We start from the raw sequence: 23,701 nt of genomic DNA, 5'->3' as shown, positions 1-23,701 counted from the left end.
GGACGAGGCTCACACTCAGATCTCCTCGTACAGCGGCAGCGTCAGGAATTCGGCGAACGACTCCGACGTCGACATCTGCTCGAAGATCTCCGCGGCGCGGTCGTAGGTCTTCGTGTCGCCGCCGACCACTTCCTTGACCTTGGCCAGTTCTTCCGGAATCAGCGCGCGCACCATCTCGGCGGTCACCTTGCGGCCGTCTTCCAGCACGCCCTTCGGCGAGCGGATCCACTGCCAGACCTGCGAACGCGAGATCTCGGCGGTGGCGGCGTCTTCCATCAGGTTGTGGATCGGCACGCAGCCGTTGCCGGCCAGCCAGGCGCCCAGGTAATGGATGCCCACGTTGATGTTCATCCGCAGGCCGCCTTCGGTGATCGGCGTTTCGGGCTGGAAGTTCAGCAGGTCGGCGGCGCTCACGTTGACGTCCGGGCGCTGCTTCTCGAACTGGTTCGGCTTGTCGCCCAGCACCGCGACGAATTCCTTCATCGCCGGCTCGACCAGGCCCGGGTGGGCCACCCAGCCGCCGTCATAGCCGTCGGTCGCATCGCGGCGCTTGTCGCCGATGATGCCCTGCATCGCGATCTCGTTCTTCTCCGGATCGTTCTTGATCGGGATCAGCGCGCTCATGCCGCCGATCGCCGGCGCGCCGCGCTTGTGGCAGGTCTTGAGCAGCAGCAGCGCGTACGCGCGCATGAACGGCGCGGTCATCGTGACCTTGGCGCGGTCGGCCAGGCAGAAGTTCTTGTCGGTCTTGAACTTCTTGATGCACGAGAAGATGTAGTCCCAGCGGCCGGCGTTCAGGCCCGCGCTGTGCTCGCGCAGTTCGTACAGGATCTCTTCCATCTCGAAGGCCGCCAGGATCGTCTCGATCAGCACGGTCGCCTTGATGGTGCCCTGCGGCAGGCCGATCTCGTTCTGCGCCATCACGAAGATGTCGTTCCACAGGCGCGCCTCGAGATGGCTTTCCATCTTCGGCAGATAGAAGAACGGACCGGCGCCACGCGCGATCTGCTCCTTGGCGTTGTGATACAGGAACAGCGCGAAGTCCCAGATGCCGCCCGACACGCGCTGGCCGTCGATGGTCACGTGCTTCTCGTCCAGATGCCAGCCGCGCGGACGCACCTGCAGCGTGGCGATCTTGTCGTTCAGCTTGTAGACCTTGCCCTTGGCCTCGAGCGTCAGCGTGCGGCGCACGGCGGCCTTCAGGTTGACCTGGCCCTGCAGCTGGTTGTGCCAGTTCGGGGTGTTCGAATCCTCGAAGTCGGTCATGTAGCTGTCCGCGCCCGAGTTGAACGCGTTGATGACCATCTTGGCTTCGACCGGGCCGGTGATTTCGACGCGGCGGCACTCCAGCGCCTTGGGGATCGGCGCGATCTTCCAGTCGCCTTCGCGGATCGACTTGGTTTCCGGCAGGAAGTCGGGACGCTCGCCCGCGTCCAGGCGCTTGGCGCGTTCGACGCGGGCGGCCAGCAGCTGCTGGCGGCGCGGTTCGAAGGCGCGGTGCAGCTTGTCCACCAGGGCCAGCGCTTCCGGCGTGAGGATATCTTCGTAGGCCGGCAGGATTTCGCCGGTAATCTTCATGCCCGCAGGCAACGTGATGGCCATCAATGTTCTCCTGTGATCGATGGGGGTTGTGCCATGCCTGCCCTCTTCATCCCTGCGCGACGGCAATGCCGCGTGCGCGCACGAAATCGAGCAGGTCGTTCATGTCGTGCCCGGTCCCGCTCGGCTCGGCGTCGAGCCGCTCCGCCGGGTGGCCGGCACGATTGATCCAGAACGTGGTGTAGCCGAACCAGGTCGCGCCGCACGCGTCCCAGCCGTTGGACGAGACAAACAGCATCTCGTGCGCCGGCACGCCGAAGGCCGCGGGACCGAGCGCATAGGCGGCCGGGGCGGTCTTGTACTGGCGCACCGCGTCGACCGACAGCACATGGTCGAACAGGCCCTGCATGCCGGCGCTCTTGACCGAGATGTCCAGCATCTCGGGATTGCCGTTGGACAGGATGCCCAGCGGCAGCCCGGCCGCGCGCAGGCGGCGCAGCGCGCCCAGGTTCTCCGGAAAGGCCGACAGGCAGGCGTATTCCTTCAGCAGCTGCGCCTCGGCCGCGGCATCGAGCCGCAGATCGAGCCGCTGCGCCGCATAGCGCAGCGCGTCGACGGTGATCGCCCAGAACGGCTTGTACCAGGCCCCGTCCGGCGCGGCCAGGGTGCGGATCCGCGTGTAGTCGATCTGGCGGTCGCGCCACAGCAGCGCCAGCGCCTCGCCCTTGCCGGGAAACAGCTGCTCCGCGCGCGCCGTGACGGAATACACGTCGAACAGCGTGCCATAGGCATCGAAGACGACGGCGCGGATCGGGTTCATAGCGGGCAAGGACCAGGGTTGGCGGCCGCGGCGCAGGGCCGGCGTACCACGAATTCCGAGCATTGTAGGCAGGCGCTGCAGCGCGGCATAGCCGACCCGGGTCACTTGATCTTTTACTTTTGCCCTACTAATCTTGGCGAACCGTCGGAAGATCCGAAACCAATATCGGCTCCGACCCTGCCATCCGCTGACCGGCACGTATCGCCAAGATCGCTTTGTGTCCGGGCAGCCGCAAACCGTCGGGGACACGTGGATCATTTCAAGCAACTGGCGACCTTCGTCTCGGTCGCCTCGCGCGGCAGCCTGTCCGCGGCCGCCACCGCCGAGGGCGTCGCGCCGGCCATCATCGGCCGCCGCATCGACGCGCTCGAGGAACGGCTGGGCGTCAAGCTGCTGGTGCGCACCACCCGCAAGATCACGCTGACCTTCGAGGGCTCGGCCTTCCTGGAAGACTGCCAGCGCATCCTGAACGATCTGCAGAACGCCGAGGCCAGCGTGTCGGCGGGCGGCGTCAAGGCCAGCGGCCATCTGCGCGTGACGGCACCGGCGGGCTTCGGCCGCAAGCACGTGGCGCCGGTGGTGCCGCTGTTCATCGAGTCGCATCCGGACGTGACCATCACGCTGGACCTGTCGGACCGCGTGGTCGACCTGGTCAACGAGGGCTTCGATTGCGCGATTCGCCTGGGCGACCTGCCCGATTCGAGCCTGGTGTCGATCCGGCTGGCCGAGAACCGCCGCGTGGTGGTGGCGGCGCCCTCGTATCTGGCGCGGCGCGGCACGCCGCAGCTGCCGGAGGAACTCGCCGCGCACAACTGCCTGGCCTTCGGGGCCAGCGCCAACGTGCAGCGCGGCTGGGTGTTCCAGCAGGACGGGCGGCCGGTCACGGTCAAGGTCGGCGGCAATATGGAATGCACCGACGGCGCGGTGCTGCATGCCTGGTGTCTGCAAGGACACGGGCTGGCGTGGCGCTCGTGGTGGGAGGTCGGCCACGAGATCGCGACCGGGCGCCTCGTGACGGTGCTCGATGAGTTCCAGGCGCCGCCGATCGGCATCCATGCGGTGTTTCCGCAGCGCAAGCATCTGCCGTTGCGGGTGCGGCTGTTTATCGATCATCTGAAGAACACCTACGGCAACCCCGCCTACTGGCGCCGGGGCGAACAGGCGCCGCTGCCCGCTGCCGACGAGCCGGTCGGTGCCTGATCCGGCACGACGATCGGGCAAGGGTTCGCCCGCGATGCATTAGCCGCCACACTGGCTACAATGAAGTCAGCGCGGGCCCGGTTTTGTCCGCCCGTTGTCCGCCCGCTTCCGGTGCCCCTCGGGTATGCCTTTGGACTCATCGCAAGGAGATCGGCCATGTTCAAGCACATCCTGCTCCCCACTGACGGTTCGGAGCTGTCCAAGAAAGCGATCGACGGCGGCATCGAACTGGCCAGGGCCATCGGCGCCCGGGTCACGGCCTATGTCTGTCTCGAGGAATATCCGTACACGCCCTTCAGCGAAATCGTGGTCGAGGCCCCGCAGGCCTTCAAGGACCGCATCGAGGCGCAGGCGCGCATCTATCTGAAGGAGGTCGAAACCGCCGCGACCGCGGCCGGTGTGCCTTGCGACACCGATATGTCGACCTTCGCGGTGCCCTATCTGGGCATCATCGACGCGGCCGAACGGCATGGCTGCGACGTGATCTTCATGGCCTCGCACGGCCGCCGCGGCCTGTCCGGCCTGCTGCTCGGCAGCGAGACGCAGAAGGTGCTGACGCATACCGATATTCCGGTGATCGTCTACCGGTAAGGCAGCACCTTCGCTGAACCCCTTCCCCTCTCCCTCTCCCGCCATCGGGAGAGGGAGACGGAGAGGGAGAACCCACTACATCAAGCCACCTTCTTGTCGAAGAACTGCTCGTCCTCGGTCGAGCCCTTCAGCGCGGTGGTCGACGACTGGCCGCCTTCGATGGTCTGCGTGACCGCGTCGAAGTAGCCGGTGCCGACTTCGCGCTGGTGCTTGACCGCGGTGAAGCCCTTCTCGGCCGCCTTGAACTCGGCTTCCTGCAGTTCGACGAACGCGCTCATCTGGTTGCGCGCATAGCCGTAGGCCAGGTTGAACATCGAGTAGTTCAGCGAGTGGAAGCCGGCCAGCGTGATGAACTGGAACTTGTAGCCCATCGCGCCCAGCTCCTTCTGGAACTTGGCGATGGTGGCGTCGTCCAGGTTCTTCTTCCAGTTGAACGACGGCGAGCAGTTGTAGGCCAGCAGCTTGCCCGGGTACTTGGCGTGCACCGCCTCGGCGAACTTCTTGGCGAATTCCAGATCCGGCTTGCCGGTTTCGCACCAGACCAGGTCGGCCACTTCCGCATAGGCCAGCGCGCGTGCGATCGACTGCTCGATGCCGGCCTTGGTGCGGTAGAAGCCTTCGACGGTGCGCTCGCCGGTGCAGAACGGCTTGTCGCGATCGTCGATGTCCGAGGTCAGCAGATCGGCCGCTTCCGCGTCGGTACGGGCGATCACCAGCGTCGGCACGCCCATCACGTCGGCGGCCAGACGCGCGGCGGTCAGCTTGGCGACGGCCTCGCGGGTCGGCACCAGCACCTTGCCGCCCATGTGGCCGCACTTCTTGACCGAGGCCAGCTGGTCTTCGAAGTGCACGCCGGCGGCGCCCGCTTCGATCATCGCCTTCATCAGCTCGAAGGCGTTCAGCACGCCGCCGAAGCCCGCTTCCGCGTCCGCCACGATCGGCGCGAAGAAATCGATGTCGCCCTTGCCTTCGCTCCACTGGATCTGGTCGGCACGCTGGAAGGTGTTGTTGATGCGCTTGACCACCTGCGGCACCGAGTTGGCCGGATACAGCGACTGGTCCGGATACATCTCGCCGGCCAGGTTGGCGTCGCCGGCGACCTGCCAGCCCGACAGATAGATCGCCTTCAGGCCGGCCTTGACCTGCTGCATCGCCTGGTTGCCGGTCAGCGCGCCCAGCGTGTTGACGAACGGCTCGGTATTGAGCAGATGCCACAGCTTCTCGGCACCGCGGCGGGCCAGCGTGTGCTCGATCTGGACCGAGCCGCGCAGGCGCACCACGTCCTCGGCGGTGTAGTGGCGGCTGATGCCCTTCCAGCGCGGGTTGGTTTCCCAGTCTTGCTTGAGCTTTTGTGCTTCGATTTCGCGGGACATGTCACTCTCCTGTTGATGGGGTTCGGCAAATCTGTGCGACGCGACCGGAGGGGGAGCCGGTCTGCCGACCTGGGGCACCGGGTGCCGGTTTCAGCGTTCCGGCTGCGCCGCAAGTCATATGTCTTATATAAGAGTGTAGAGAAGCGTCCCGCGACGCAACAAGGCTCGATGCGGCATGCGCCGCAGATTTTTTATCCTTATATTTCAGTAGTTTATCGAAAACATTTCACGATGCGGCAAGACCTTTCCCATCATGAGAAACGACCGTTGTGCCACGCATCCATGTATTTTTGCGGACCAAAACGTCTTTCCGCATCGTGAAATTGTGTGCAAGCGCTGTCGGGCGGTTCAGCCGGCCGCAACCCGGGCGCGCCGGTAGGCCACCCAGTCGCCGCCTTCGATCTCCGGCAGGCTGCGCACCGCCTCCGCGCCGACCGGATAGAGCAGGCAGCGCCGCTTGCCATCGGCGCATGCCACCTCCTGCTCGGTGCGCACGAACAGCGTCGCCTGGCCCGGATAGACCTCCTCGATCTCGTCGAGCACGGGAATCAGGGCCTCGTCGATCTCGTAGATGTCCCCGACCACGCGCGGACCGCCGGGCAGGCCAGCGCTGTCCGGCTCAAGCGCCGCCGGCACATAGCCCGGATAGCTGCCGAAGTCGTAGAGCCGCCCCGGCACGCTGCCGCTGCCGACCAGCCGCGGCGCCGGCAGGCCATGGCGGCGCGCCGCCTCGTTCAGGTCGTTGACCTCGCCGGCGCGCAAGGTGCCATAGACGAACACCAGCGCCATCGTCAGCCCTGCTTCGCGCTCACCGCGCTCACCGGGCTCGCCAGGTCGACGTCCGACACCAGCACGCCGTCCTCGTCGACGTAGATCCAGTTGCCCGGACGCACTACCGCACCCGGCATCTGCAGCGCGACGTCGCGCTGCCCGCTGTTGCGCTTCTCGCTCTTGCGCGGATGCACGCCCAGCGCGCGGATGCCGATGTCGCAATCGTTGAGCTCGACGGTGTCGCGCACATAGCCGTTCAGCACGATGCCGGCCCAGCCGTTCTTCTCGCCCAGCTGGCCGAGATTGCCGCCGACCAGCGCGCAGCGCGCCGAGCCGCCGGCGTCGACCACCAGCACCCTGCCCTGTCCCGGCGACTCGAGCGCCTCGCGCACCAGCGAGTTGTCCTCGAACACCTTCAGCGTCATGGCGGGGCCGGCGAAGCGCGCGCGCTTGCCGAAGGCCTGCCAGCCCGGCGTCAGCACGCGCAGCGAGCCGTCGGCCAGGCGTGCCTCGTGATCGTCGCAAAGGTCGGTGGTGGCGAAATCCATGGCAATTCACTCCTCGATCAGCAGGGAAACAAAGGGGAAAAAGCGGACAAAGCGAAAAACGCGAAGATGGGCGCGATGCCCGGGTGCGCCCGATGGTGCGGCGCAACCGAAGCATCATAGTGGAAAACGAGCGGGGGAAGACCGGGCAGAAGCGCGGAAGGAAGTCCGCGCGGAAGGCCGGGCAGAAGCTCCGAAGGAAGCGCGCGCGGGAGGCCGGAGAAGGCCGAAGGCCGGAGAAGGCCGAAGGCCGGAGAAGGCCGAAGGCCGGAGAAGGCCGACGCAAGGCCCGCGCCGGCGCACCCCCCAACAGCCCTTACATCTGCTTGAACAGATACGCGTACTGCCGCGCCACCGCCAGCGTCTCGGGGCGATTGCGCAACTTCAGCGTGAGCCGCCCGAGCGACTGGTTGACCGCGGCGGCGACGCAGTCGATGTTGACCACCGTGCCGCGATGGATCTGCCAGAAGCGGTCCGGATCGAGCTGCTGGGTCAGCTCGCGCAGGCTGGTGCGGATCAGCGCCTCGCCGCTGCTGGACACCACGTTGACGTACTTGTCGGTGGCCTCGAGGTAGATCACCTCGTCGACCGGGATGATCCGCACCTCCTGGCCGACCAGGGCCTTGATGAAGCGCAGGTACGGCCCGCCGGTGCGCGCGATGGTGTCGCGGTCCAGCGCCTCGAGCCGGTTCAGCAACTGCTCCAGCCGCTCGCCTTCGAGCGCGCCCGCCGAGGCGCTGCCGTCCATCGTCTGCGGCGGCATCGCCAGCCGCGTCTTCAGCCGGTTCACGGTCGCCTCCAGCCGCTCGCGCTGGATCGGCTTGAGCACGTAGTCGACGGCGGCGCTCTCGAAGGCCTCCAGCGCGAACTGGTCGTAGGCGGTGACGAACACCACCAGCGGCGCGCCGGGCTTGCCCAGCAGGTCGCGCGCCACCTCCATGCCGGTGATGCCCGGCATCCGGATATCGAGAAAGGCGACGCGCGGCGCGTGCTGGCGCACCGCTTCGAGCGCCGACACCCCGTCATGCACGGTCGCGACGATCTGCGCCTCCGGCCACAGGCTGGACAATTCGGCATGCAACACGCGGGCAAGGAGCGGTTCGTCGTCGGCAATCAGCAGGGTCGGCGTCATCGTGGAGTCGGTGGCAGTCGATCGGGGATCATCGACGGTCGTCGGCGGACCGTCAGCGGTAACGAAACGGGGCGGGCCCGCGGCGACAGTCCGCAGGCCTCGCGATATCGGTATCAGGACCGCGCCGCGGCGGAGGCAGCCGGCACGGGCGGCACGGGCACCGCCGCGCCGGCGCCGGCCTGCGCCGTCCCGCATGTGGCGGCCGGCGCGGCGACGCCCTGCTGGACGGGCTTGCGCGTGACCGGCACGGTCAGCCGCACCACCACGCCGCTGGGCACGTTCTCCTCGATCTGCATCGTGGCGGCGGCGCCGAAGATCCGCGCCAGGCGTTCGCGCACATGCGTCAGCCCCAGGCCCGAGCCCTTGACCGGCGCCTGCGCGAAGCCGACGCCGGTATCGGCGATCGACACCTGCACGGCGTTCTCGCCCTGCGCGCGCGCCGACACGGTAATGCGCCCGCCCGCCATGCAGGGCTCGATGCCATGCGTGACGGCGTTCTCGACCAGCGGCTGGATCAGCATCGGCGGAATCTCGACCTCGGCCAGATCGTCGGGCAGATCGAACTGATAGGACAGGCGCTGGCCGAAGCGCAGCCCCTGGATATCGAGATAGCTGCGCAGCAGCGCGAATTCCTGCTGCAGCGTGCATTGTTCCGCGCGGGTGTGGGCCAGCGAGCGCCGCAGGAAGCCGATCAGCCCCTGCAGCAGCTTGCGCGCGGCATGCGGATCGGTGGCGATCAGGCCGTCCAGGTGGGCCAGCGAGTTGAACAGGAAGTGCGGTTCGATCTGCGCCTGCAGCGCCATCAGCTGCGCGCGCACCAGCTGCTTCTCGGCCTCCTCGCGCTGCAGCGCGTCGAGCGCGGCCTGGCGCTGCAGGAAGGCCAGGCGCTCGCGCGACCAGTAGAAGTAGATCATGCTGGTCGCCGCCAGCATCCCGACCACCAGGCACATGCGCAGCATGTCGTTGGCCTCTTCCATCGACTTGGGCGGCAGGTCCAACACCATCCGCGTCGCCCAGCTGCCGAACAGCACGCCGAGCGGCACCGCGGCGATCGCCAGCAGGATGAAAGGCCAGCCCGCCGGGCGTTCGTTGCGCCAGATCACCACGCGCGGGATATCGATCAGCGCCCAGATCGACAGGCCGATCAGCTGGCTATAGACGAAGTTCTTCAGGAAGGTGCCGCCGGTCTGGAAGCCCCAGGTGAGGCTGACCGCGATCACGCCATTCATGACCAGCACGAACACCAGGTCGCGCCCCAGCAGCGTCAGGCGGGAAGGAATGGCGTGGGTGAAACAGCGGTGCGTCGATCTCATGTCGCCTCCGTCCTTCCACCGCCACCTCGGCGACGCGGGTGTGGGGAGGGACCATTGCCTCATTCTAGCCGCGACCCGCCGACGTTCCATGCGGCGGTGCGGCCCCCAACCGCGGCATTCGCCAGCTCGGAGGCGGATCGCATGCGGCACGGGATGACCGGCGATGCGGTGCAGCATGGCTGGCGGCCGCTGCATCGGTACGCATCCCGTGTCCGTGCGCGTAATGTAACCCGGGTCACGGCGCGAATGAAACCCGGATGCGACGAACGGGCGACCAGCGGCGCGAAGGGGCCGCTGCCGGGTCCGAAGTGGATGCGGCCGCGCGACGGCATCGCGAGGCAATGCAACGATGCACCGCGGCGATCGCGCGGCGCCGAAGAAGAGCCAGCATGCGGCGGCGCCGCGATGCCGGCTTCGTGCGCAAGCCTACGCAGCCTCGGCCGTCAGCGCCCCGAAGCTGCCGCCCTCGGCCAGCGCGCTGCTGACCGCCTGCTCGGACAGCTGCGGCGCGAACAGCTGGATGAAGGCATGCGCATAGCCGCGCAGATAGGCGCCGCGGCGCACCGCCACGCTGGTGGTGTTCGACGCGAACAGATGATCGGCCGCGATCCGCACCAGCCCGCTGTCCTTGCGCGGATCGTAGGCCATCGAGGCGATGATGCCGACGCCGAGATCGAGCTCCGCATACGTCTTGATCACGTCGGCATCGAGCGCGGTCAGCACGATCTCCGGCTGCAGGCCGGCCTGCGCGAAGGCGCTGTCGATCTTGCGCCGGCCGGTAAAGCCCGCGTCGTAGGTGATGATCGGAAAACCGGCCAGGTCCTCCAGCGTCGGCTCGGGCAGCCGCGTCAGCGGGTGGTCCGGCGCGACCACCAGCACATGGCGCCAGGTGTAGGCGTCGAACGCGGTCAGCGACGGCTCGCTCGCCAGCGCCTCGGTGGCGATGCCGATATCGGCCTGCCCCGACAGCAGCAGCTCGACGATATGGTTGGGCGAGGCCTCCTGCAGCGCCAGCGTGACGTGCGGATAGGCGCGGCGGAATTCCGTGACGACCTTCGGCAGCGCATAGCGGGCCTGCGTATGCGTGGTGGCTACCGTCAGCCGGCCGGTATGGCGGCCGGCGAATTCGTCGCCCGCCTGGCGCAGGTTCTCCGCCTCGAGCAGCAGACGCTCGACGATGCGGACGATCTCGCGGCCCGGCGCGGTCAGCCCGGTCAGCCGCTTGCCGTAGCGCTCGAAGATCTCGACGCCCAGCTCTTCCTCGAGTTCGCGGATCTGGCGCGACACGCCCGGCTGCGAGGTGTACAGCGCGTTGGCGACCTCGGTCAGGTTGAACTGGCGGCGCACCGCCTCTCGGATCGATCGTAGTTGCTGGAAGTTCATCGGGCCGCTCCTGCCTGTGCAGACGCTTGCGCCGCCGCTTGCGTCGCCGCTTGTGCCGCCGCTTGTGCCGAACCTCGGCCCGCCTGCCGCACGCCCTGCCCGCCCGCGAACACGCGCATGCGCCGCGGCCGCGCCGCCAGCAGCTCGCCCTCGCGATAGCCGTCGCGCTGGAAGCGCTCCAGCGGCAGCACGACCTCGATCAGCTCGCGGTTGTCCTCGCGCTCCAGTTCCAGCTGCGCGACCGGTCCGAGCGCCAGCGCACGCCGCAGCGTCGCGACGATGCCTTCGGCGCCGGGCGCATAGCGCTCCAGCTCGACCTCGTGCGGACGGACGTAGCCGATCGCCTCGGCGCCCTCGGCCTCGTCGACCGAGCCCAGGCCGTCGTCGCCCAGACCATCGGACAGCGACAGCAGCGCCGCCCCGCTACGCAGCGCCCCGCCATCGGTCCCGCGCTCGAGCCGCCCGTGAATGCGATTGACATGGCCCAGGAAGCCGAACACGAACGGCGTGGCCGGATGCTCGTAGACCGCCTGCGGCGAGCCCACCTGCTCGACGCGGCCGCGCTGCATCAGCACCACGCGGTCGGCCACCTCCAGCGCCTCCTCCTGGTCGTGCGTGACGAAGACGCTGGTCACATGCAGTTCGTCGTGCAGGCGCCGCAGCCAGCGCCGCAGTTCCTTGCGGACCTTGGCGTCGAGCGCGCCGAACGGTTCGTCCAGCAGCAGCACGCGCGGCTCGACCGCCAGCGCGCGGGCCAGCGCGATGCGCTGGCGCTGGCCGCCGGACAGCTGCGGCGGATAGCGGTCGGCCAGCCAGTCCAGCTGCACCAACTCCAGCAGCGCGCGCACGCGCTCGCGGATCTGCGCCTCGCTCGGCCGCTCGCCGCGCGGCTTGACGCGCAGGCCGAAGGCGACGTTCTCGAACACCGTCATATGGCGGAACAGCGCGTAGTGCTGAAACACGAAGCCGACCTGGCGCTGGCGCACCGGCTGCCCCGTCGCATCCTGGCCTTCCAGCAGCACCTGCCCGCGGTCGGCGCGCTCGAGCCCCGCGATCACGCGCAGCAGCGTCGTCTTGCCGCAGCCGGAAGGTCCCAGCAGCGCGGTCAACTCGCCTTCGGCGAAATCGAGCGAGACGTCGTCCAGCGCGACGAAATCGCCGAACTGTTTGTGCAGATGCCTTACCTGAATGCTCATGATGTCCATCCCAAGCTGTCTTGCGCGTCGGCCGCGGCGGCCGGGCCGCGTACCTTGGCGGGGTGCCCGTCGCGCGCGGATTCCCCACCGAACGAGGGGGCATGCGCGTGCAACGTGGCCGGGCGTGCGGCCGCTGCGGACGTTGCCGCCGATACCGCCGATGCTGGCGAGGCAGCCGAAGCGGCCGGCACGGCCTCTTCGCTCGCCTCGCCCAGCTCCCGCCGCGTCCGGAATTCGACCAGTGTCTTGATCGCCAGCGTCAGCAGGGCCAGCAGCGTCAGCAGCGAGGCCACCGCGAAGGCGGCGACGAAGTTGTATTCGTTGTAGAGAATCTCGACGTGCAGCGGCATCGTGTTGGTCAGCCCGCGGATATGGCCGGACACCACCGACACCGCGCCGAACTCGCCCATCGCCCGCGCATTGCACAGGATCACGCCGTACAGCAGGCCCCAGCGGATATTGGGCAGCGTCACGCGCCAGAAGGTCTGCCAGCCCGAGGCGCCCAGCACGATGGCGGCCTCCTCTTCCTCCGTGCCCTGCGCCTGCATCAGCGGAATCAGTTCGCGGGCGACGAAGGGAAAGGTCACGAAGACGGTCGCCAGCACGATGCCCGGCACCGCGAACAGGATGCGGATGTCGTGCTCGGCCAGCCACGGACCAAGCCAGCCCTGCGCGCCGAACAGCAGCACATAGATCAGGCCCGAGATCACCGGCGAGACCGAGAACGGCAGGTCGATCAGCGTGGTAAGCAGGCTCTTGCCGGGAAATTCGAACTTGGCGATGGCCCAGGCCGCGGCGACGCCGAACACCAGGTTCAGCGGCACCGCGATCGCCGCGACGGTCAGCGTCAGGCGGATCGCGGACAGCGCGTCGGGCTCGACCAGCGCGTTCCAGTAGGCGTGCAAACCCTGGCGCAGCGCCTCGTAGAACACCGCGGCCAGCGGCACGAACAGGAACAGCGTCAGGAACAGCGCGGCCAGCGCGATCAGCGCGCGGCGCACCCACGGCGCCTCGGCGGTGGCGTCATGCAGGCGCCCGGGCGGCAGCGCGCGGGCGGCGCCCAGAGGAATCGTCGCGGCCATCTCAGAAGTCTCCGGCAGCGGTCAGCGCACGGGAGGAGTCGGCCGCGTCGTCGCGCGCCTGCGCCGGGGCCTGGCGACCGCCGTTCTGGCGGCGCCGCGACCAGGCCTGCAGCCCGTTGATCAGCAGCAGCAAGGCGAACGAGATCAGCAGCATTACCACCGCCACCGCGGTCGCGCCGGCATAGTCGTACTGCTCGAGCTTGGCGTAGATCATCAGCGGCGCGATCTCGGACACCATCGGCATGTTGCCGCTGATGAAGACGACCGAGCCGTACTCGCCGGTGGCGCGGGCGAAGGCCAGAGCAAACCCGGTCAGCAGCGCCGGCGCGATCGCCGGCACGATCACGCGCCGGAAGGTCTGCCAGCGGGTCGCGCCAAGGCTGGCCGCGGCCTCTTCCAGCTCGCGCTCGAGTTCCTCCAGCACCGGCTGCACGGTGCGCACGACGAACGGCAGCCCAATGAAGGTCAGCGCGATCACCACGCCCAGCGGGGTGAAGGCGACCTTGATGCCCAGCGGCTCGAGCCAGCGGCCGATCCAGCCGTTGCCGGCAAACAGCGCGGTCAGCGCGATGCCGGCCACCGCGGTCGGCAGCGCGAACGGCAGATCGACCAGCGCATCGACCAGGCGCCGGCCGGGAAAGCGGTAGCGCACCAGCACCCAGGCCACCACCAGCCCGAACACGGTATTGACCAGCGCCGCGATCAGCGAGGCGCCGAAGCTCAGCTTGTAGGCGGCCAGCACGCGCGGCGCCGTGACGATCGCCCAGAAGCTGTCCCAGCTCAGCGTGAATGCCTTCAGGAAGGCGGCCGCCAGCGGAATCAGCACGATCAGCGTCAGATACAGCAGCGTGAAGCCGAGCGACAGGCCGAAGCCCGGCAGCACCGTCGGGCGGGCGCGCAGCGGGCCGGGCAGGCGCCGCGGAAAGGTCGGCGCCGCTGGCACGGTATCGGTCAATGGCAGGGTGGCAGGCATGGTGTCTGGTTCGAAAGCCGCCGACGGCGACGATGCGCGCCACGCGGGACGCACGTTGGGGGCCGCCGGCGCGTCAGTGCGGCGCCGGCGGCGGGACCAATAGATTGTGCAGAGCAGCGCTTATATCCAGAACGAATATTTACGCATGTCTTTAGTCGATTCAGATATATGGGACGGTCGGGATCACTTCGAGCCCGGCTTCCCACGCCGTGCCGTGCTGATCGTGAGGGCGTCCGCGGCGCCGGGTGTCGATCCTTTGCAGCAGCGTGCCGAGCAATCCCAGCCCTTCCGGCCAGCGGCCGAGGCCCGAATCGGCGTTGATGTGGCCGAGACTGCCCGCGTCGTGCAGCTCGCTGCCCCACAGCGTGCCCCAGGTGAAGGCGGTGCGCTGCGCCATCCAGGGATCGTTGCGGCTTGCCACCAGCAGCGTCGGAAACGGCAGCCGGTAGGCCGGCAGCAGCGGCGCGACGCCGAACTTGTCGGGATCGGCCGGGGCGACCAACAGGGCGCCGGCGATGCCATCGGGGTCGTTGGCCGCGTGCCGCAGCGTCGCCAGGCAGCCGAAGCTGTGGGCCACCAGCACCGCGCCGCGCGGCGCCACCCGCCGCACCCGCGCGACGGCGTCGCCCACCCGGTCCGCCCACAGATGCAGGCTCGGGCGCGACCAGTCGCGCTGCTCGACGCGCTGCCAGTCGGGGAAGCGGCGTTCCCAACGGCTCTGCCAGTGCTCGGGGCCGCTGCCGTGCAGCCCGGGCACGGTCAGGATGCCGAGCCCCGATGGGACCTCGAGCTCGATTTCGGCGGCATGGGACGGCAGATGCGACGTCATCTCGGTTCCTCCTGGTCTTCGTGGCGCGAATCGGCGTGGTGTGGGTCGGCGCGGTCCGAGTCGGGGCGGTCCGAGTCGGGGCGGCATGAGTCGGCGTGGTGCGAGTCGGCGCGGCACGAGTCCGGGCCGCACGGCAGGCGCCCCGCGCGCCGCAACTCGCCCGGGCCGAGCGTCGCGCCGGCATGGGTGCCCTGCCCCAGTTCGATACCGGCCGCCTGCAGCCGCAGCGCGGTCTCGGCGCTGTCGAGCCGGCGGCCGATCAGCGTCACGCCGGCCTCAAAGGCGCTGGCGCGCAGGCCGGCCAGCTGGCGGTCGGTCCACAGCCGGCCCATATCGAGCTTGAGCCAGTCCGGCCGCGCCTGCGCGATCAGCACGCCCGCCTCGGCCGGGTCTGACGCCTGCAGGCTGACGGCGAAGCCGTTGCGCCGGTAGTTGCCCACGACCTGCAGCAGCAGCGGCAGGTTGTCGTTGGCGCTGGCCGGCACCTGGATCACCAGCTGCGATTGCGGCAGGTCCAGCGCCTGCACCGCGCGCCGGAACGCCGCGCCATGGTCGTCGGCCACCGCCGCCAGCAGGCGGTTGTGCACGTTCAGCACCAGCCGCCCCGTGCCGCCCGCGGCCACGTAGTTGATCGCATGCAGCAGCCGCGACAGCCGGTCGAGCGCGACCAGCGAGGCGTCGTCGGCCGCCAGCGCGAACAGCTTCCACGCGGCCAGTCCCGGCTGCTCGCCTGCGTACGTCCGGATGGTGCCTTCATGGCCGATCACGCGGCGGTCGGCCAGCGCGATCAGCGGCGCGAACGCGCTGGTCAGCGAGCAATGGTGAAAGCGCCCCTGCACCTGGCCGCGCGCGTCGCGCCACAGCGAATAGCCGGGCTCGGGCCGCGCCGGCAGCGCCTCGAGATAGCGGGCCAGCGCGGCCGGAAGCGGCGGCGCGTCGGCCGGTATCGGCGGCGCGCCGGCCGCGTCGAACCGCGCGCCGGCGCACCGTTCAAGATCCCGAATGCCGCCCGCCTCCGCGAGCGGCCGTCCATCGGCGGGAGCGCGACGGCCGAGCGCGCCACGGTCGGTGCCTCGCTCGCTGCCACGATCGGTGCCACGATCGATGCCGCGATCGATGCCGCGTTGGGTGCCGGCTGGGCTCATGAATGCTCCCGTCCCGCGGCTCAGCGCCGGCCAGGCTGATAGACCTGGTCGAAGGTGCCGCCGTCGGCGAAGTGGGCCTGCTGCGCCTTCTGCCAGCCGCCGAACACCTCGTCGATGGTGAACAGCTTCACCTGCGGGAAGGCCGACGCGTACTTGGCCGCGATCTTCTGCGAGATCGGCCGGTAGTAATTGCGCGCGGCGATCTCCTGGCCTTCGTCGGTATAGAGGAATTGCAGATAGGCCTCGGCGGCGCGGCGCGTGCCGCGCTTGTCGACCACCTTGTCGACCACCGCGACCGGCGGCTCGGCCAGGATCGATACGGACGGCGCGACGATATCGAACTTGTCCGGGCCGAGCTCCTTGATCGCCAGCAGCGCCTCGTTCTCCCAGGCGATCAGCACATCGCCGATGCCGCGCTCGACGAAGGTCGTGGTCGCGCCGCGCGCGCCGGAGTCCAGCACCGGCACGTTCTTCAGCAGCTGGGCGACGAAATCCCGCGCCTTGGCTTCGTTGCCGCCCGGCTGGCGCAGCGCATAGCCCCAGGCCGCCAGATAGTTCCAGCGGGCGCCGCCGGAGGTCTTCGGGTTGGGCGTGATGACCTGCACGCCCGGCTTGACCAGGTCGCTCCAGTCGCGGATGTTCTTCGGATTGCCCTTGCGCACCAGGAACACGATGGTCGAGGTATAGGGCGAGGCGTTGTGCGGCAGCCGCTTCTGCCAGTCCGGCTTGATCAGGCCCTTCTGCGCCACCGCATCGACGTCGTAGCCGAGCGCCAGCGTGACCACGTCCGCCTCCAGCCCGTCGATCACCGAGCGCGCCTGCTTGCCCGAGCCGCCGTGCGACTGGCGGATCGTCACGTTGTCGCCGCCCCTGGCCTTCCAGGCCTTGGCGAAGGCGGCATTCACGTCGACATACAGCTCGCGCGTGGGGTCGTAGGACACGTTCAACAGGGTCGTTTGGGCATGCGCGAGACCGGCCGCGCCGGCAAGGGACAACACTGCGGCCGCAATGGCCAACTGGCGAATCATCTTCAAGGGCTCCCGTCCGTCGGAAAAAACAAGGCTGGCATGCGCGACGGCATGCATGGGCCATCGCGACAGCATCGAGGCTACCGGCGGGCAAGGCGACAAGGAACGAATGGTTTCGCCGATCCAAGCACGTTTTTCGCATAAGGCGGCGGGAGGACCGTGGCGGCGGCAATGACGGCGGCCGCCACGGGGGCAATGACGGCCGCAATGACGGGCGCAATGACGGCGGCTACGACGGGGTTATGACGCAGGTTATGACGCCGGTCATTACGCGGGTTATGACGGGGGGCAATGAGGGCGCTATGACCGACTGGGCGATGACGGCCAGCGGACGCACCCAAAAGAAAAAACCCGCGGTACGGGAGCACCGCGGGTCAAGTTTCCAGGTTGGAAACGGGTAGACAAGTCATGAAGTGCGCCCCCGCAGCTTCATGACAGGGTCGATGTTAGGGGCAAGGAAGCAACGGCGCCTTGACGCAGGTCAAGAACGGGCGCCGTCGTGGCGCAAGCGCCAGAGATGCGCCGCGCCACCTCTTTCTCAATGCACCACCCGCCCAAACGTGAACTCGCCGTTCTGGTAGTCCACCGGCACGACATCCTTGGCGGCGAACTTGCCTTCCAGGATCAGCCGCGCCACCGGGTTTTCGATCTGCTGCTGGATCGCGCGCTTGAGCGGCCGCGCGCCGAACACCGGATCGTAGCCCGCGCTGGCGATGCGCTCCAGGGCGGCGTCGCTGACTTCCAGCGCCATGTCCATGCGGGCCAGGCGCGACTGCAGGCGCTGCAGCTGGATCTTCGCGATCGACTCGATGTGCTTCTGGTCGAGCGCGTGGAACACCACCACTTCGTCGATGCGGTTCAGGAACTCCGGCCGGAACTGCGTCTTGACCTCCTGCCACACGGCGCCCTTGATGGCCTCGTGCGGTTCGCCGCTCATCTGCTGGATGATCTGCGAGCCCAGGTTCGAGGTCATCACGATCACCGTGTTCTTGAAGTCCACGGTGCGCCCCTGGCCATCGGTCAGCCGGCCGTCGTCGAGCACCTGCAGCAGCACGTTGAACACGTCCGGGTGGGCCTTCTCGACCTCGTCGAGCAGCACCACGCTATACGGCTTGCGCCGCACCGCCTCGGTCAGGTAGCCGCCTTCCTCGTAGCCGACATAGCCCGGCGGCGCGCCGATCAGCCGCGACACGCTGTGCTTCTCCATGAATTCGCTCATGTCGATGCGGATCAGGTGCTCTTCCGAGTCGAACAGGAACTCGGCCAGCGCCTTGCACAGCTCGGTCTTGCCGACGCCGGTCGGGCCCAGGAACAGGAACGAGCCATACGGCTTGTTCTCGTCGGCCAGCCCCGCGCGCGAACGGCGGATCGCGTCGGACACCAGCCGCACGGCCTCGTCCTGGCCGACCACCCGCTTGTGCAGGTAGTCCTCCATCGCGATCAGCTTCTCGCGCTCGCCCTGCATCATCTTGGCCACCGGAATGCCGGTCGCGCGGCTGACCACCTCGGCGATCTCCTCGGCGCCGACCTGCGTGCGCAGCAGCCGGTTGGGCTGCTTCTGCTCGCTGGCCTCGGCCGCGGTGGCGGCCTTGAGCTTGCCCTCGAGCTCCGGCAGCCGGCCGTACTGCAGCTCGGCGACCTTGTCGAGCTTGCCCTCGCGCTGCAGCCGCGCGATCTCGAGGCGGATCTTGTCGATCTCCTCCTTCAGCGCGGCGGCGCCCTGGGCCGCGCCCTTCTCGGCCTTCCAGATTTCGTCGAGGTCGGCGTACTCCTTCTCGAGCCGCGCGATCTCCTGCTCGATCAGCTCGAGCCGCTTGCGCGAGGCCTCGTCCGTTTCCTTCTTGACCGCCTCGCGCTCGATCTTCAGCTGGATCGTGCGGCGCTCGAGCTTGTCCATCTCCTCCGGCTTGGAGTCGATTTCCATCTTGATGCGCGCGGCCGCCTCGTCGATCAGGTCGATCGCCTTGTCGGGCAGGAAACGGTCGGTGATATAGCGGTGCGACAGCTCGGCCGCGGCCACGATGGCCGGGTCGGTGATCTCGACACCGTGGTGCAGCTCGTACTTTTCCTGCAGGCCGCGCAGGATCGCGATGGTCGCCTCGACCGTCGGCTCGTCGACCAGCACCTTCTGGAAGCGGCGCTCCAGCGCGGCATCCTTCTCGATGTACTTGCGGTACTCGTCCAGCGTGGTCGCGCCGATGCAGTGCAGCTCGCCGCGCGCCAGCGCGGGCTTGAGCATGTTGCCCGCGTCGATCGCGCCCTCGGCCTTGCCGGCGCCGACCATCGTGTGGATCTCGTCGATGAAGACGATGGTCTGGCCCTCGTCCTTGGCGATATCGGACAGCACCGCCTTCAACCGTTCCTCGAACTCGCCGCGATACTTGGCGCCGGCCAGCAGGCCCGCCATGTCGAGCACCAGCACGCGCTTGTTCTTCAGCGACTCGGGCACCTCGCCGTTGACGATGCGCTGCGCCAGCCCTTCGACGATCGCGGTCTTGCCGACGCCGGGCTCGCCGATCAGCACCGGGTTGTTCTTGGTGCGGCGCTGCAGGATCTGGATCGCGCGGCGGATCTCGTCGTCGCGGCCGATCACCGGGTCGAGCTTGCCCAGGCGGGCGCGCTCGGTCAGGTCGATCGTGTATTTCTTCAGCGCCTCGCGCTGGGCCTCGGCGTCCGCGCTGTTGACGGACTCGCCGCCGCGCACGGCGTCGATCGCCGCCTCCAGCGACTTGCGGCTCATGCCGTGCTCGCGCGCGATGCGGCCGGTCTCGCCCTTGTCGTCGGCGACCGCGAGCAGGAACAGCTCGCTGGCGACGAACTGGTCGCCGCGCTTGATCGCTTCCTTCTCGGTGGCGTTGAACAGCGCCGCCAGCTCGCGGCCGAGCTGGACCTCGCTGGTGCCCTGCACCTGCGGCAGCCGCTTGATGGCGGCGTCGAGCGCGCTGGCCAGGCCGTTGATGTTGACGCCGGCGCGCGACAGCAGCGCGCGCGCCGAGCCGTCGTTCTGCGCCAGCAGCGCGCGCAGCAGATGCTGCGGTTCGATGTATTGGTTGTCGTTGCCGATCGCCAGGGTCTGGGCATCGGCCAGCGCTTCCTGGAATCGGGTAGTCAGTTTGTCAAGACGCATGGGGAAACCCTCTCTGGGATACGTGTCCCGAGGCGGCCCCGGCGGCGCAGTCGGTACGCACCGCGTCGGCGGCCGGCAGGACACCGGATGTCACTGCCGAAGATAGGGCTTTGCCGTGACATTTCAAGACGAAACGATGCGTATTTGATGTCGCTTGATGTGGCGCAAGCAGCGCGCAAGCGGCGCACGAGCACGCGGAAGCGATGCGCCGGCGGAGGGATCAGGACGACGCCGCGGCCTGCCGGCCCTCCCCCGGGCCGGCAGGGTGGGCGGCGCTGCCCGCGAGCTTGCGCTCCAGGTTGCGCACCAGCACCAGCGCCTCGCCCTGCAGCACCAGCCGGCCGCCCTCGCCCGTGATGTCGGTGGCCAGATTGACCAGCTCCTTGTCGGCGCGCAGCCGCACGATCCGCACCGTGGCCCGCAGCGGCTCGCCCAGCCGGGCCGCCGACCGCAGCCGCAGCGACTGCTTCATCCAGCCGGTGCCGCGCCCCGGCAGGCGCGTGCCGAGCAGGTCGGAGAACATGCCGGCCAGCAGCGGCAGCGGCACCACCGGGCCGTCGAAGCCGCGGCGCCGGGCCAGCGCCGCGTCCGTGTAGAGCGGATTGGCGTCCTCGCTCAGCGCCACGTACTCGTCGATGTCCGCTGCCTCGAAGGCGCGCTCCGCGTCGGCCTGCTGCCCGGGCCGCAGGTGGTACAGCGCCGTGTCGCCGGCGATCGCCGCGTCGGCACCCGCCACCAGCGGCCCGGTCAGCGCGGCGGCATCGGGATCGAGCAGCAGTTCCGCCTCGCCGCTGGCCGTGACCGGCGCCTCATGAGCAGGCAGCGAGGCCGAAAAGGTGGCCGACAACGGTGCCGATTCCCGGGCCGGAAGTGCGGCCGAAACTGGGGCGGAAAGTGGGGCTGACAGCGGGGCCGACAGCGGGGCCGAAAGTGTGGCCGACGGCGGAGCCCCCAGCGCGCGGCCGCCGCGCTGCACGCAGCGGATCGCGGTGCGCAGCGCGATCCGTCCGGCCGCGCCCTCCCCCGGCACCAGTTCCGCCACCACGCCGTCGCCGACGTAGGTGGGCTGCGGAAACATCAGCGTCTGCGCCAGCGGCAGCACCGGCCCCGCTCGCCCTCGCTGCATCTGCGCGCACAGCAGCGAGAACAGCAGCATGCCGTGCGCGACGGTCGCACCGAAATGCGTGCCGCGCGCAAACGCGGGATCGCAGTGGATCGGATTGTCGTCGCGCGACAGGCGCGCGAAGCGGTCGAAGTCGTGCTGCGTCAGCACGCGGATCGGGGCGGCCGCGGCGGGCGTGGTAGGTGCGGCGCCCACCGCGGGCCCGGCGGTCTGCTGGATGGCCGTCGTCACTGCGGTACCTCGACGATGCCCCCGACGACCTCGATGCGGTCGCCGGCGGCGGGGTTGGCGGCAAAGCCGGGAACGTTGGACGGCTGGATCGCCGGCGCCGGCGAGTTCGGCGTGCCCCCGCGCGGCACCGTGCGCACCACCTGCGACGGCGGCAGCGGCGTGCCGCTGCGCAGATGGTCGTACATCGCGTCGAGCGCGCGGTTCAGGTACAGATGCAGCGGCACGTAGCGATTGCCATAGCCGGGCACCAGCGCATTGAAGGCGTCGAAGTGCTGGGCGTTGGTCACCTCGACATACGACAGCCGGCTGGCCGCGCCCTCGCGCTGCCGGTTCAGGCCCAGGTACGGGCGCGAGGTGTGGTTGACCGGCAGCAGCGCATCGTCGCGGCCGTGCACGATCAGCGCCGGCTTGCCGCGCAGGTTGCCGTTGCGCAGCGTCAGGCGCTGGCCCACCTGCAGCGCGAGGGCCTGCGGCGAGTTGCCGGTCACCAGGTCGCGCAGGCAGCGCGCGCCGGCGGTGTTGGCGTCGTCTACCGGCGAGCCGGGCGAGCGCGACAGCAGGTCGCGGCGCGGACCGCGCGGGTCCAGGTCGTTGATCAGCTGCACGCCCGACGACGGCGGCACGCCATTGCCGGTGGAGAACATGTTGGCCATCTGCGCCTGGGTCACCGGCGCGGGTTCGAACGCCGCGTTGATGCCGCTGAAGCTGTAGCCGCACAGCCGGTCGGTCACGCTGGCGCGCGACAGCGCATTGGCATAGGTCACCGACACCGCGCTGGCCACCTCGAAGAAGCCCAGCGAGGCGTGCAGCACCGACGATTCGGGCTCCCAGCCATAGTCGCGCAGCGCCTGCTGGGCGCTGGCCGCCTGTTCCGCCAGCGTCGCGCCCTTGACGATGCCGGCGCTGGCGAGCGCGGCGCAGCGGTTGGCCGGAATGGCGCCCAGCGTCGCGTAGAAACCGACCGCCGGCGCCTGCGCGTTGGCCGGGTCCTGCGCCGCGCACAGCTGCAGCAGGTTGGCCATCGTCGTGTAGTCGTACAGCGTGCGGCCGTTCACCGCGACCGGCGTGCCGCCGCGCCGCACCGTGATGCCGGCATCTTGCGGCATGTTCAGGTTCGGCTCGCTGACCGCGACGCCGTCAATCAGGCCCTGCACGTCGGCCTCGGCCGCGGCGACCGCCGCGCCGCCGCCATTGGACAGGCTCGAGGCGATCACCAGCAGCTTGTCCTTGTCGATGGTGCGGCGGCGCTGGCCGTCGCGCACCTCGCCATGGCGGTCGTTGATTGCCCAGATGCCGAATTCGATCGCCTGCAGCGTGAACAGGCCCCAGTCCTTCTCGGGATTGCGCTGCGAATGCGCATGCTTGAAGGCCAGCCGATGCGGCGCCGCGGCGTTGAAGGCGGCGCGCGCGCTGTCGTCGATCGGCGCGGCGAAATGCGCCTCGCGGCCTGCCGCGGCGCGGCTGGTGCGGGTGCCGTCGATCAGCGCGACGGTGTCGTTGCCCAGATCGTGCGGCGCCGCGCCGGTGCCCTTGTCGGTATAGGCGACCGCGCAGCCGCGCTTCAAGCCCCATTCGCCGGTCGAGATGCCGCCGTAGACGCCGCGCGAGCCGGACGACGTGGCGGTGATCAGGCAAGGCCGCGCGGGATCGAAGCTGGCCGGGATCTGCACCATCATCGTGACGTTCTGCCGGCCGCTGCCATCGTCGGCATAGGCCAGGTACTCGACGCCGGGGATCTTGCCCTGGCCGCCGGTCACGGTGCCCTGCGCATCGACATTGGGCCCGTACAGCGTGCCGTAGCCGCCGGCGGCGCTGACATCGACCAGCGCCGTGTAGTTGCTCCAGATCGCATAGCGACGCAGCTCGGTTCGCGTCGGCGCATTCGGATCGGCCGGCAGCGGCGCGGTGCCTGCCAGTCCGTCCTTGCCGAGCCCGGCGGTCAGCAGGTCGTCGGCGCTGCCGTCGTACTCATGCACGGTCAGCGAACTGATATAGGCCGGGCGCTGGTTGACCGGAGCGCCACGGTCGTCGTCATCGTCGGAGCCGCATGCGACCAGCGCCATGCAGGCCAGCGGCACCGCGAGCAGGCGGGCGGCGGCGGGACGCGCCGGTCCCGCACAGGCGGGCCGCCCTTCCCGGCGCACGGCCGGCCGCGACATCGATGGCGCCGCGCCTGCCGCCGTTGGCATGGCCCTGGCGGCGCCGCGGCGTCCTTGCCCTGCGCCGTGCCCTGCGCCGTGCCCTGCGTCTTGCCTTGCCCCTTGCCCGGCCGCTCGCCCCACTTCCTGCCTTGCCGCCTG

19 protein-coding genes are annotated in these 23,701 nt (G+C 69.1%); 2 read left to right on the top strand and 17 right to left on the bottom strand.

The window, feature by feature from the left end:
* Window positions 1-15: 15 nt before the first annotated feature.
* Window positions 16-1,602: a malate synthase A gene (gene aceB / locus K7G19_RS20225; RefSeq protein WP_149319060.1), complete on the bottom strand. Its 1,587-nt coding sequence runs from the start codon at window positions 1,600-1,602 to the stop codon at window positions 16-18.
* 46 nt (window positions 1,603-1,648) lie between these two features.
* Window positions 1,649-2,359: a haloacid dehalogenase type II gene (locus K7G19_RS20220; RefSeq protein ID WP_226108819.1), complete on the bottom strand. Its 711-nt coding sequence runs from the start codon at window positions 2,357-2,359 to the stop codon at window positions 1,649-1,651.
* A 249-nt stretch (window positions 2,360-2,608) separates the two neighbouring features.
* Between K7G19_RS20220 and K7G19_RS20215 the strand changes: the two genes are divergently transcribed.
* Window positions 2,609-3,559, top strand: coding sequence for a LysR family transcriptional regulator (locus K7G19_RS20215; protein ID WP_149319062.1), 951 nt, complete (start codon window positions 2,609-2,611; stop codon window positions 3,557-3,559).
* A 156-nt stretch (window positions 3,560-3,715) separates the two neighbouring features.
* Entirely contained in the window at window positions 3,716-4,150 is a 435-nt protein-coding gene (locus tag K7G19_RS20210; RefSeq protein WP_149319063.1) for a universal stress protein, read from the top strand.
* Window positions 4,151-4,230: 80 nt separating this feature from the next.
* On the opposite strand, the gene aceA is transcribed toward K7G19_RS20210, so the two are convergent.
* From aceA to K7G19_RS20135, 15 genes are all read right to left on the bottom strand, one after another.
* Complete coding sequence (aceA, locus tag K7G19_RS20205) at window positions 4,231-5,523, bottom strand: isocitrate lyase (protein WP_149319064.1); 1,293 nt, start codon at window positions 5,521-5,523, stop codon at window positions 4,231-4,233.
* A 348-nt stretch (window positions 5,524-5,871) separates the two neighbouring features.
* Entirely contained in the window at window positions 5,872-6,312 is a 441-nt protein-coding gene (locus K7G19_RS20200; RefSeq protein WP_226108818.1) for a gamma-glutamylcyclotransferase, read from the bottom strand.
* A 2-nt stretch (window positions 6,313-6,314) separates the two neighbouring features.
* Entirely contained in the window at window positions 6,315-6,842 is a 528-nt protein-coding gene (rraA, locus tag K7G19_RS20195) for a ribonuclease E activity regulator RraA (RefSeq protein ID WP_226108817.1), read from the bottom strand.
* 313 nt (window positions 6,843-7,155) lie between these two features.
* Window positions 7,156-7,971 (bottom strand): LytTR family DNA-binding domain-containing protein, encoded by an 816-nt coding sequence (locus K7G19_RS20190; RefSeq protein WP_149319066.1) that lies wholly within the window; start codon window positions 7,969-7,971, stop codon window positions 7,156-7,158.
* Window positions 7,972-8,084: 113 nt separating this feature from the next.
* Window positions 8,085-9,284: a sensor histidine kinase gene (locus K7G19_RS20185; RefSeq protein WP_149319067.1), complete on the bottom strand. Its 1,200-nt coding sequence runs from the start codon at window positions 9,282-9,284 to the stop codon at window positions 8,085-8,087.
* A gap of 426 nt (window positions 9,285-9,710) precedes the next feature.
* The gene (locus K7G19_RS20180) at window positions 9,711-10,667 is read right to left on the bottom strand and encodes a CysB family HTH-type transcriptional regulator (RefSeq protein WP_226108815.1); all 957 of its coding nucleotides are present in this window, start codon (window positions 10,665-10,667) and stop codon (window positions 9,711-9,713) included.
* Complete coding sequence (locus K7G19_RS20175) at window positions 10,664-11,863, bottom strand: sulfate/molybdate ABC transporter ATP-binding protein (RefSeq protein ID WP_149319069.1); 1,200 nt, start codon at window positions 11,861-11,863, stop codon at window positions 10,664-10,666. Before K7G19_RS20175 ends, K7G19_RS20180 begins: the two co-directional genes overlap by 4 nt.
* Entirely contained in the window at window positions 11,860-12,945 is a 1,086-nt protein-coding gene (gene cysW / locus K7G19_RS20170; RefSeq protein ID WP_150084658.1) for a sulfate ABC transporter permease subunit CysW, read from the bottom strand. Before cysW ends, K7G19_RS20175 begins: the two co-directional genes overlap by 4 nt.
* Before the next feature lies 1 nt (window position 12,946).
* Window positions 12,947-13,918, bottom strand: coding sequence for a sulfate ABC transporter permease subunit CysT (cysT, locus tag K7G19_RS20165; protein WP_149319071.1), 972 nt, complete (start codon window positions 13,916-13,918; stop codon window positions 12,947-12,949).
* A gap of 160 nt (window positions 13,919-14,078) precedes the next feature.
* Window positions 14,079-14,747, bottom strand: coding sequence for an alpha/beta hydrolase (locus tag K7G19_RS20160; RefSeq protein WP_226108813.1), 669 nt, complete (start codon window positions 14,745-14,747; stop codon window positions 14,079-14,081).
* Window positions 14,744-15,694, bottom strand: coding sequence for an EAL domain-containing protein (locus tag K7G19_RS20155; RefSeq protein WP_226108934.1), 951 nt, complete (start codon window positions 15,692-15,694; stop codon window positions 14,744-14,746). The genes K7G19_RS20160 and K7G19_RS20155 overlap by 4 nt, the downstream gene beginning before the upstream one ends.
* Window positions 15,695-15,912: 218 nt before the next feature.
* Window positions 15,913-16,920 carry a sulfate ABC transporter substrate-binding protein gene (locus tag K7G19_RS20150; protein WP_149319073.1) on the bottom strand — a complete coding sequence of 336 codons (1,008 nt, stop codon included), beginning with the start codon at window positions 16,918-16,920 and terminating at the stop codon, window positions 15,913-15,915.
* Between the two features lie 538 nt (window positions 16,921-17,458).
* Window positions 17,459-20,047 (bottom strand): ATP-dependent chaperone ClpB, encoded by a 2,589-nt coding sequence (clpB, locus tag K7G19_RS20145; RefSeq protein WP_226108811.1) that lies wholly within the window; start codon window positions 20,045-20,047, stop codon window positions 17,459-17,461.
* A gap of 220 nt (window positions 20,048-20,267) precedes the next feature.
* Entirely contained in the window at window positions 20,268-21,365 is a 1,098-nt protein-coding gene (locus K7G19_RS20140) for a MaoC/PaaZ C-terminal domain-containing protein (protein WP_226108933.1), read from the bottom strand.
* A gap of 32 nt (window positions 21,366-21,397) precedes the next feature.
* Window positions 21,398-23,560, bottom strand: a complete 2,163-nt coding sequence (locus K7G19_RS20135) for a D-(-)-3-hydroxybutyrate oligomer hydrolase (RefSeq protein WP_370639580.1) — start codon at window positions 23,558-23,560, stop codon at window positions 21,398-21,400.
* Window positions 23,561-23,701: the final 141 nt, after the last annotated feature.

The organism is Cupriavidus sp. DB3 (assembly GCF_020418465.1).
Lineage (GTDB): Bacteria > Pseudomonadota > Gammaproteobacteria > Burkholderiales > Burkholderiaceae > Cupriavidus > Cupriavidus cauae.
This window is presented reverse-complemented; position numbering and strand designations above follow the sequence as displayed.

Excerpts from the sequence above, each read along its gene's own strand:
- aceB (WP_149319060.1), bottom strand. The coding sequence starts at position 1,602 with ATGGCCATCACGTTGCCTGCGGGCATGAAGATTACCGGCGAAATCCTG.
- K7G19_RS20220 (WP_226108819.1), bottom strand. The coding sequence starts at position 2,359 with ATGAACCCGATCCGCGCCGTCGTCTTCGATGCCTATGGCACGCTGTTC.
- K7G19_RS20210 (WP_149319063.1), top strand. The coding sequence starts at position 3,716 with ATGTTCAAGCACATCCTGCTCCCCACTGACGGTTCGGAGCTGTCCAAG.
- aceA (WP_149319064.1), bottom strand. The coding sequence starts at position 5,523 with ATGTCCCGCGAAATCGAAGCACAAAAGCTCAAGCAAGACTGGGAAACC.
- K7G19_RS20200 (WP_226108818.1), bottom strand. The coding sequence starts at position 6,312 with ATGGCGCTGGTGTTCGTCTATGGCACCTTGCGCGCCGGCGAGGTCAAC.
- rraA (WP_226108817.1), bottom strand. The coding sequence starts at position 6,842 with ATGGATTTCGCCACCACCGACCTTTGCGACGATCACGAGGCACGCCTG.
- K7G19_RS20190 (WP_149319066.1), bottom strand. The coding sequence starts at position 7,971 with ATGACGCCGACCCTGCTGATTGCCGACGACGAACCGCTCCTTGCCCGC.
- K7G19_RS20185 (WP_149319067.1), bottom strand. The coding sequence starts at position 9,284 with ATGAGATCGACGCACCGCTGTTTCACCCACGCCATTCCTTCCCGCCTG.
- K7G19_RS20180 (WP_226108815.1), bottom strand. The coding sequence starts at position 10,667 with ATGAACTTCCAGCAACTACGATCGATCCGAGAGGCGGTGCGCCGCCAG.
- K7G19_RS20175 (WP_149319069.1), bottom strand. The coding sequence starts at position 11,863 with ATGAGCATTCAGGTAAGGCATCTGCACAAACAGTTCGGCGATTTCGTC.
- cysW (WP_150084658.1), bottom strand. The coding sequence starts at position 12,945 with ATGGCCGCGACGATTCCTCTGGGCGCCGCCCGCGCGCTGCCGCCCGGG.
- cysT (WP_149319071.1), bottom strand. The coding sequence starts at position 13,918 with ATGCCTGCCACCCTGCCATTGACCGATACCGTGCCAGCGGCGCCGACC.
- K7G19_RS20160 (WP_226108813.1), bottom strand. The coding sequence starts at position 14,747 with ATGACGTCGCATCTGCCGTCCCATGCCGCCGAAATCGAGCTCGAGGTC.
- K7G19_RS20150 (WP_149319073.1), bottom strand. The coding sequence starts at position 16,920 with ATGATTCGCCAGTTGGCCATTGCGGCCGCAGTGTTGTCCCTTGCCGGC.
- clpB (WP_226108811.1), bottom strand. The coding sequence starts at position 20,047 with ATGCGTCTTGACAAACTGACTACCCGATTCCAGGAAGCGCTGGCCGAT.
- K7G19_RS20135 (WP_370639580.1), bottom strand. The coding sequence starts at position 23,560 with ATGTCGCGGCCGGCCGTGCGCCGGGAAGGGCGGCCCGCCTGTGCGGGA.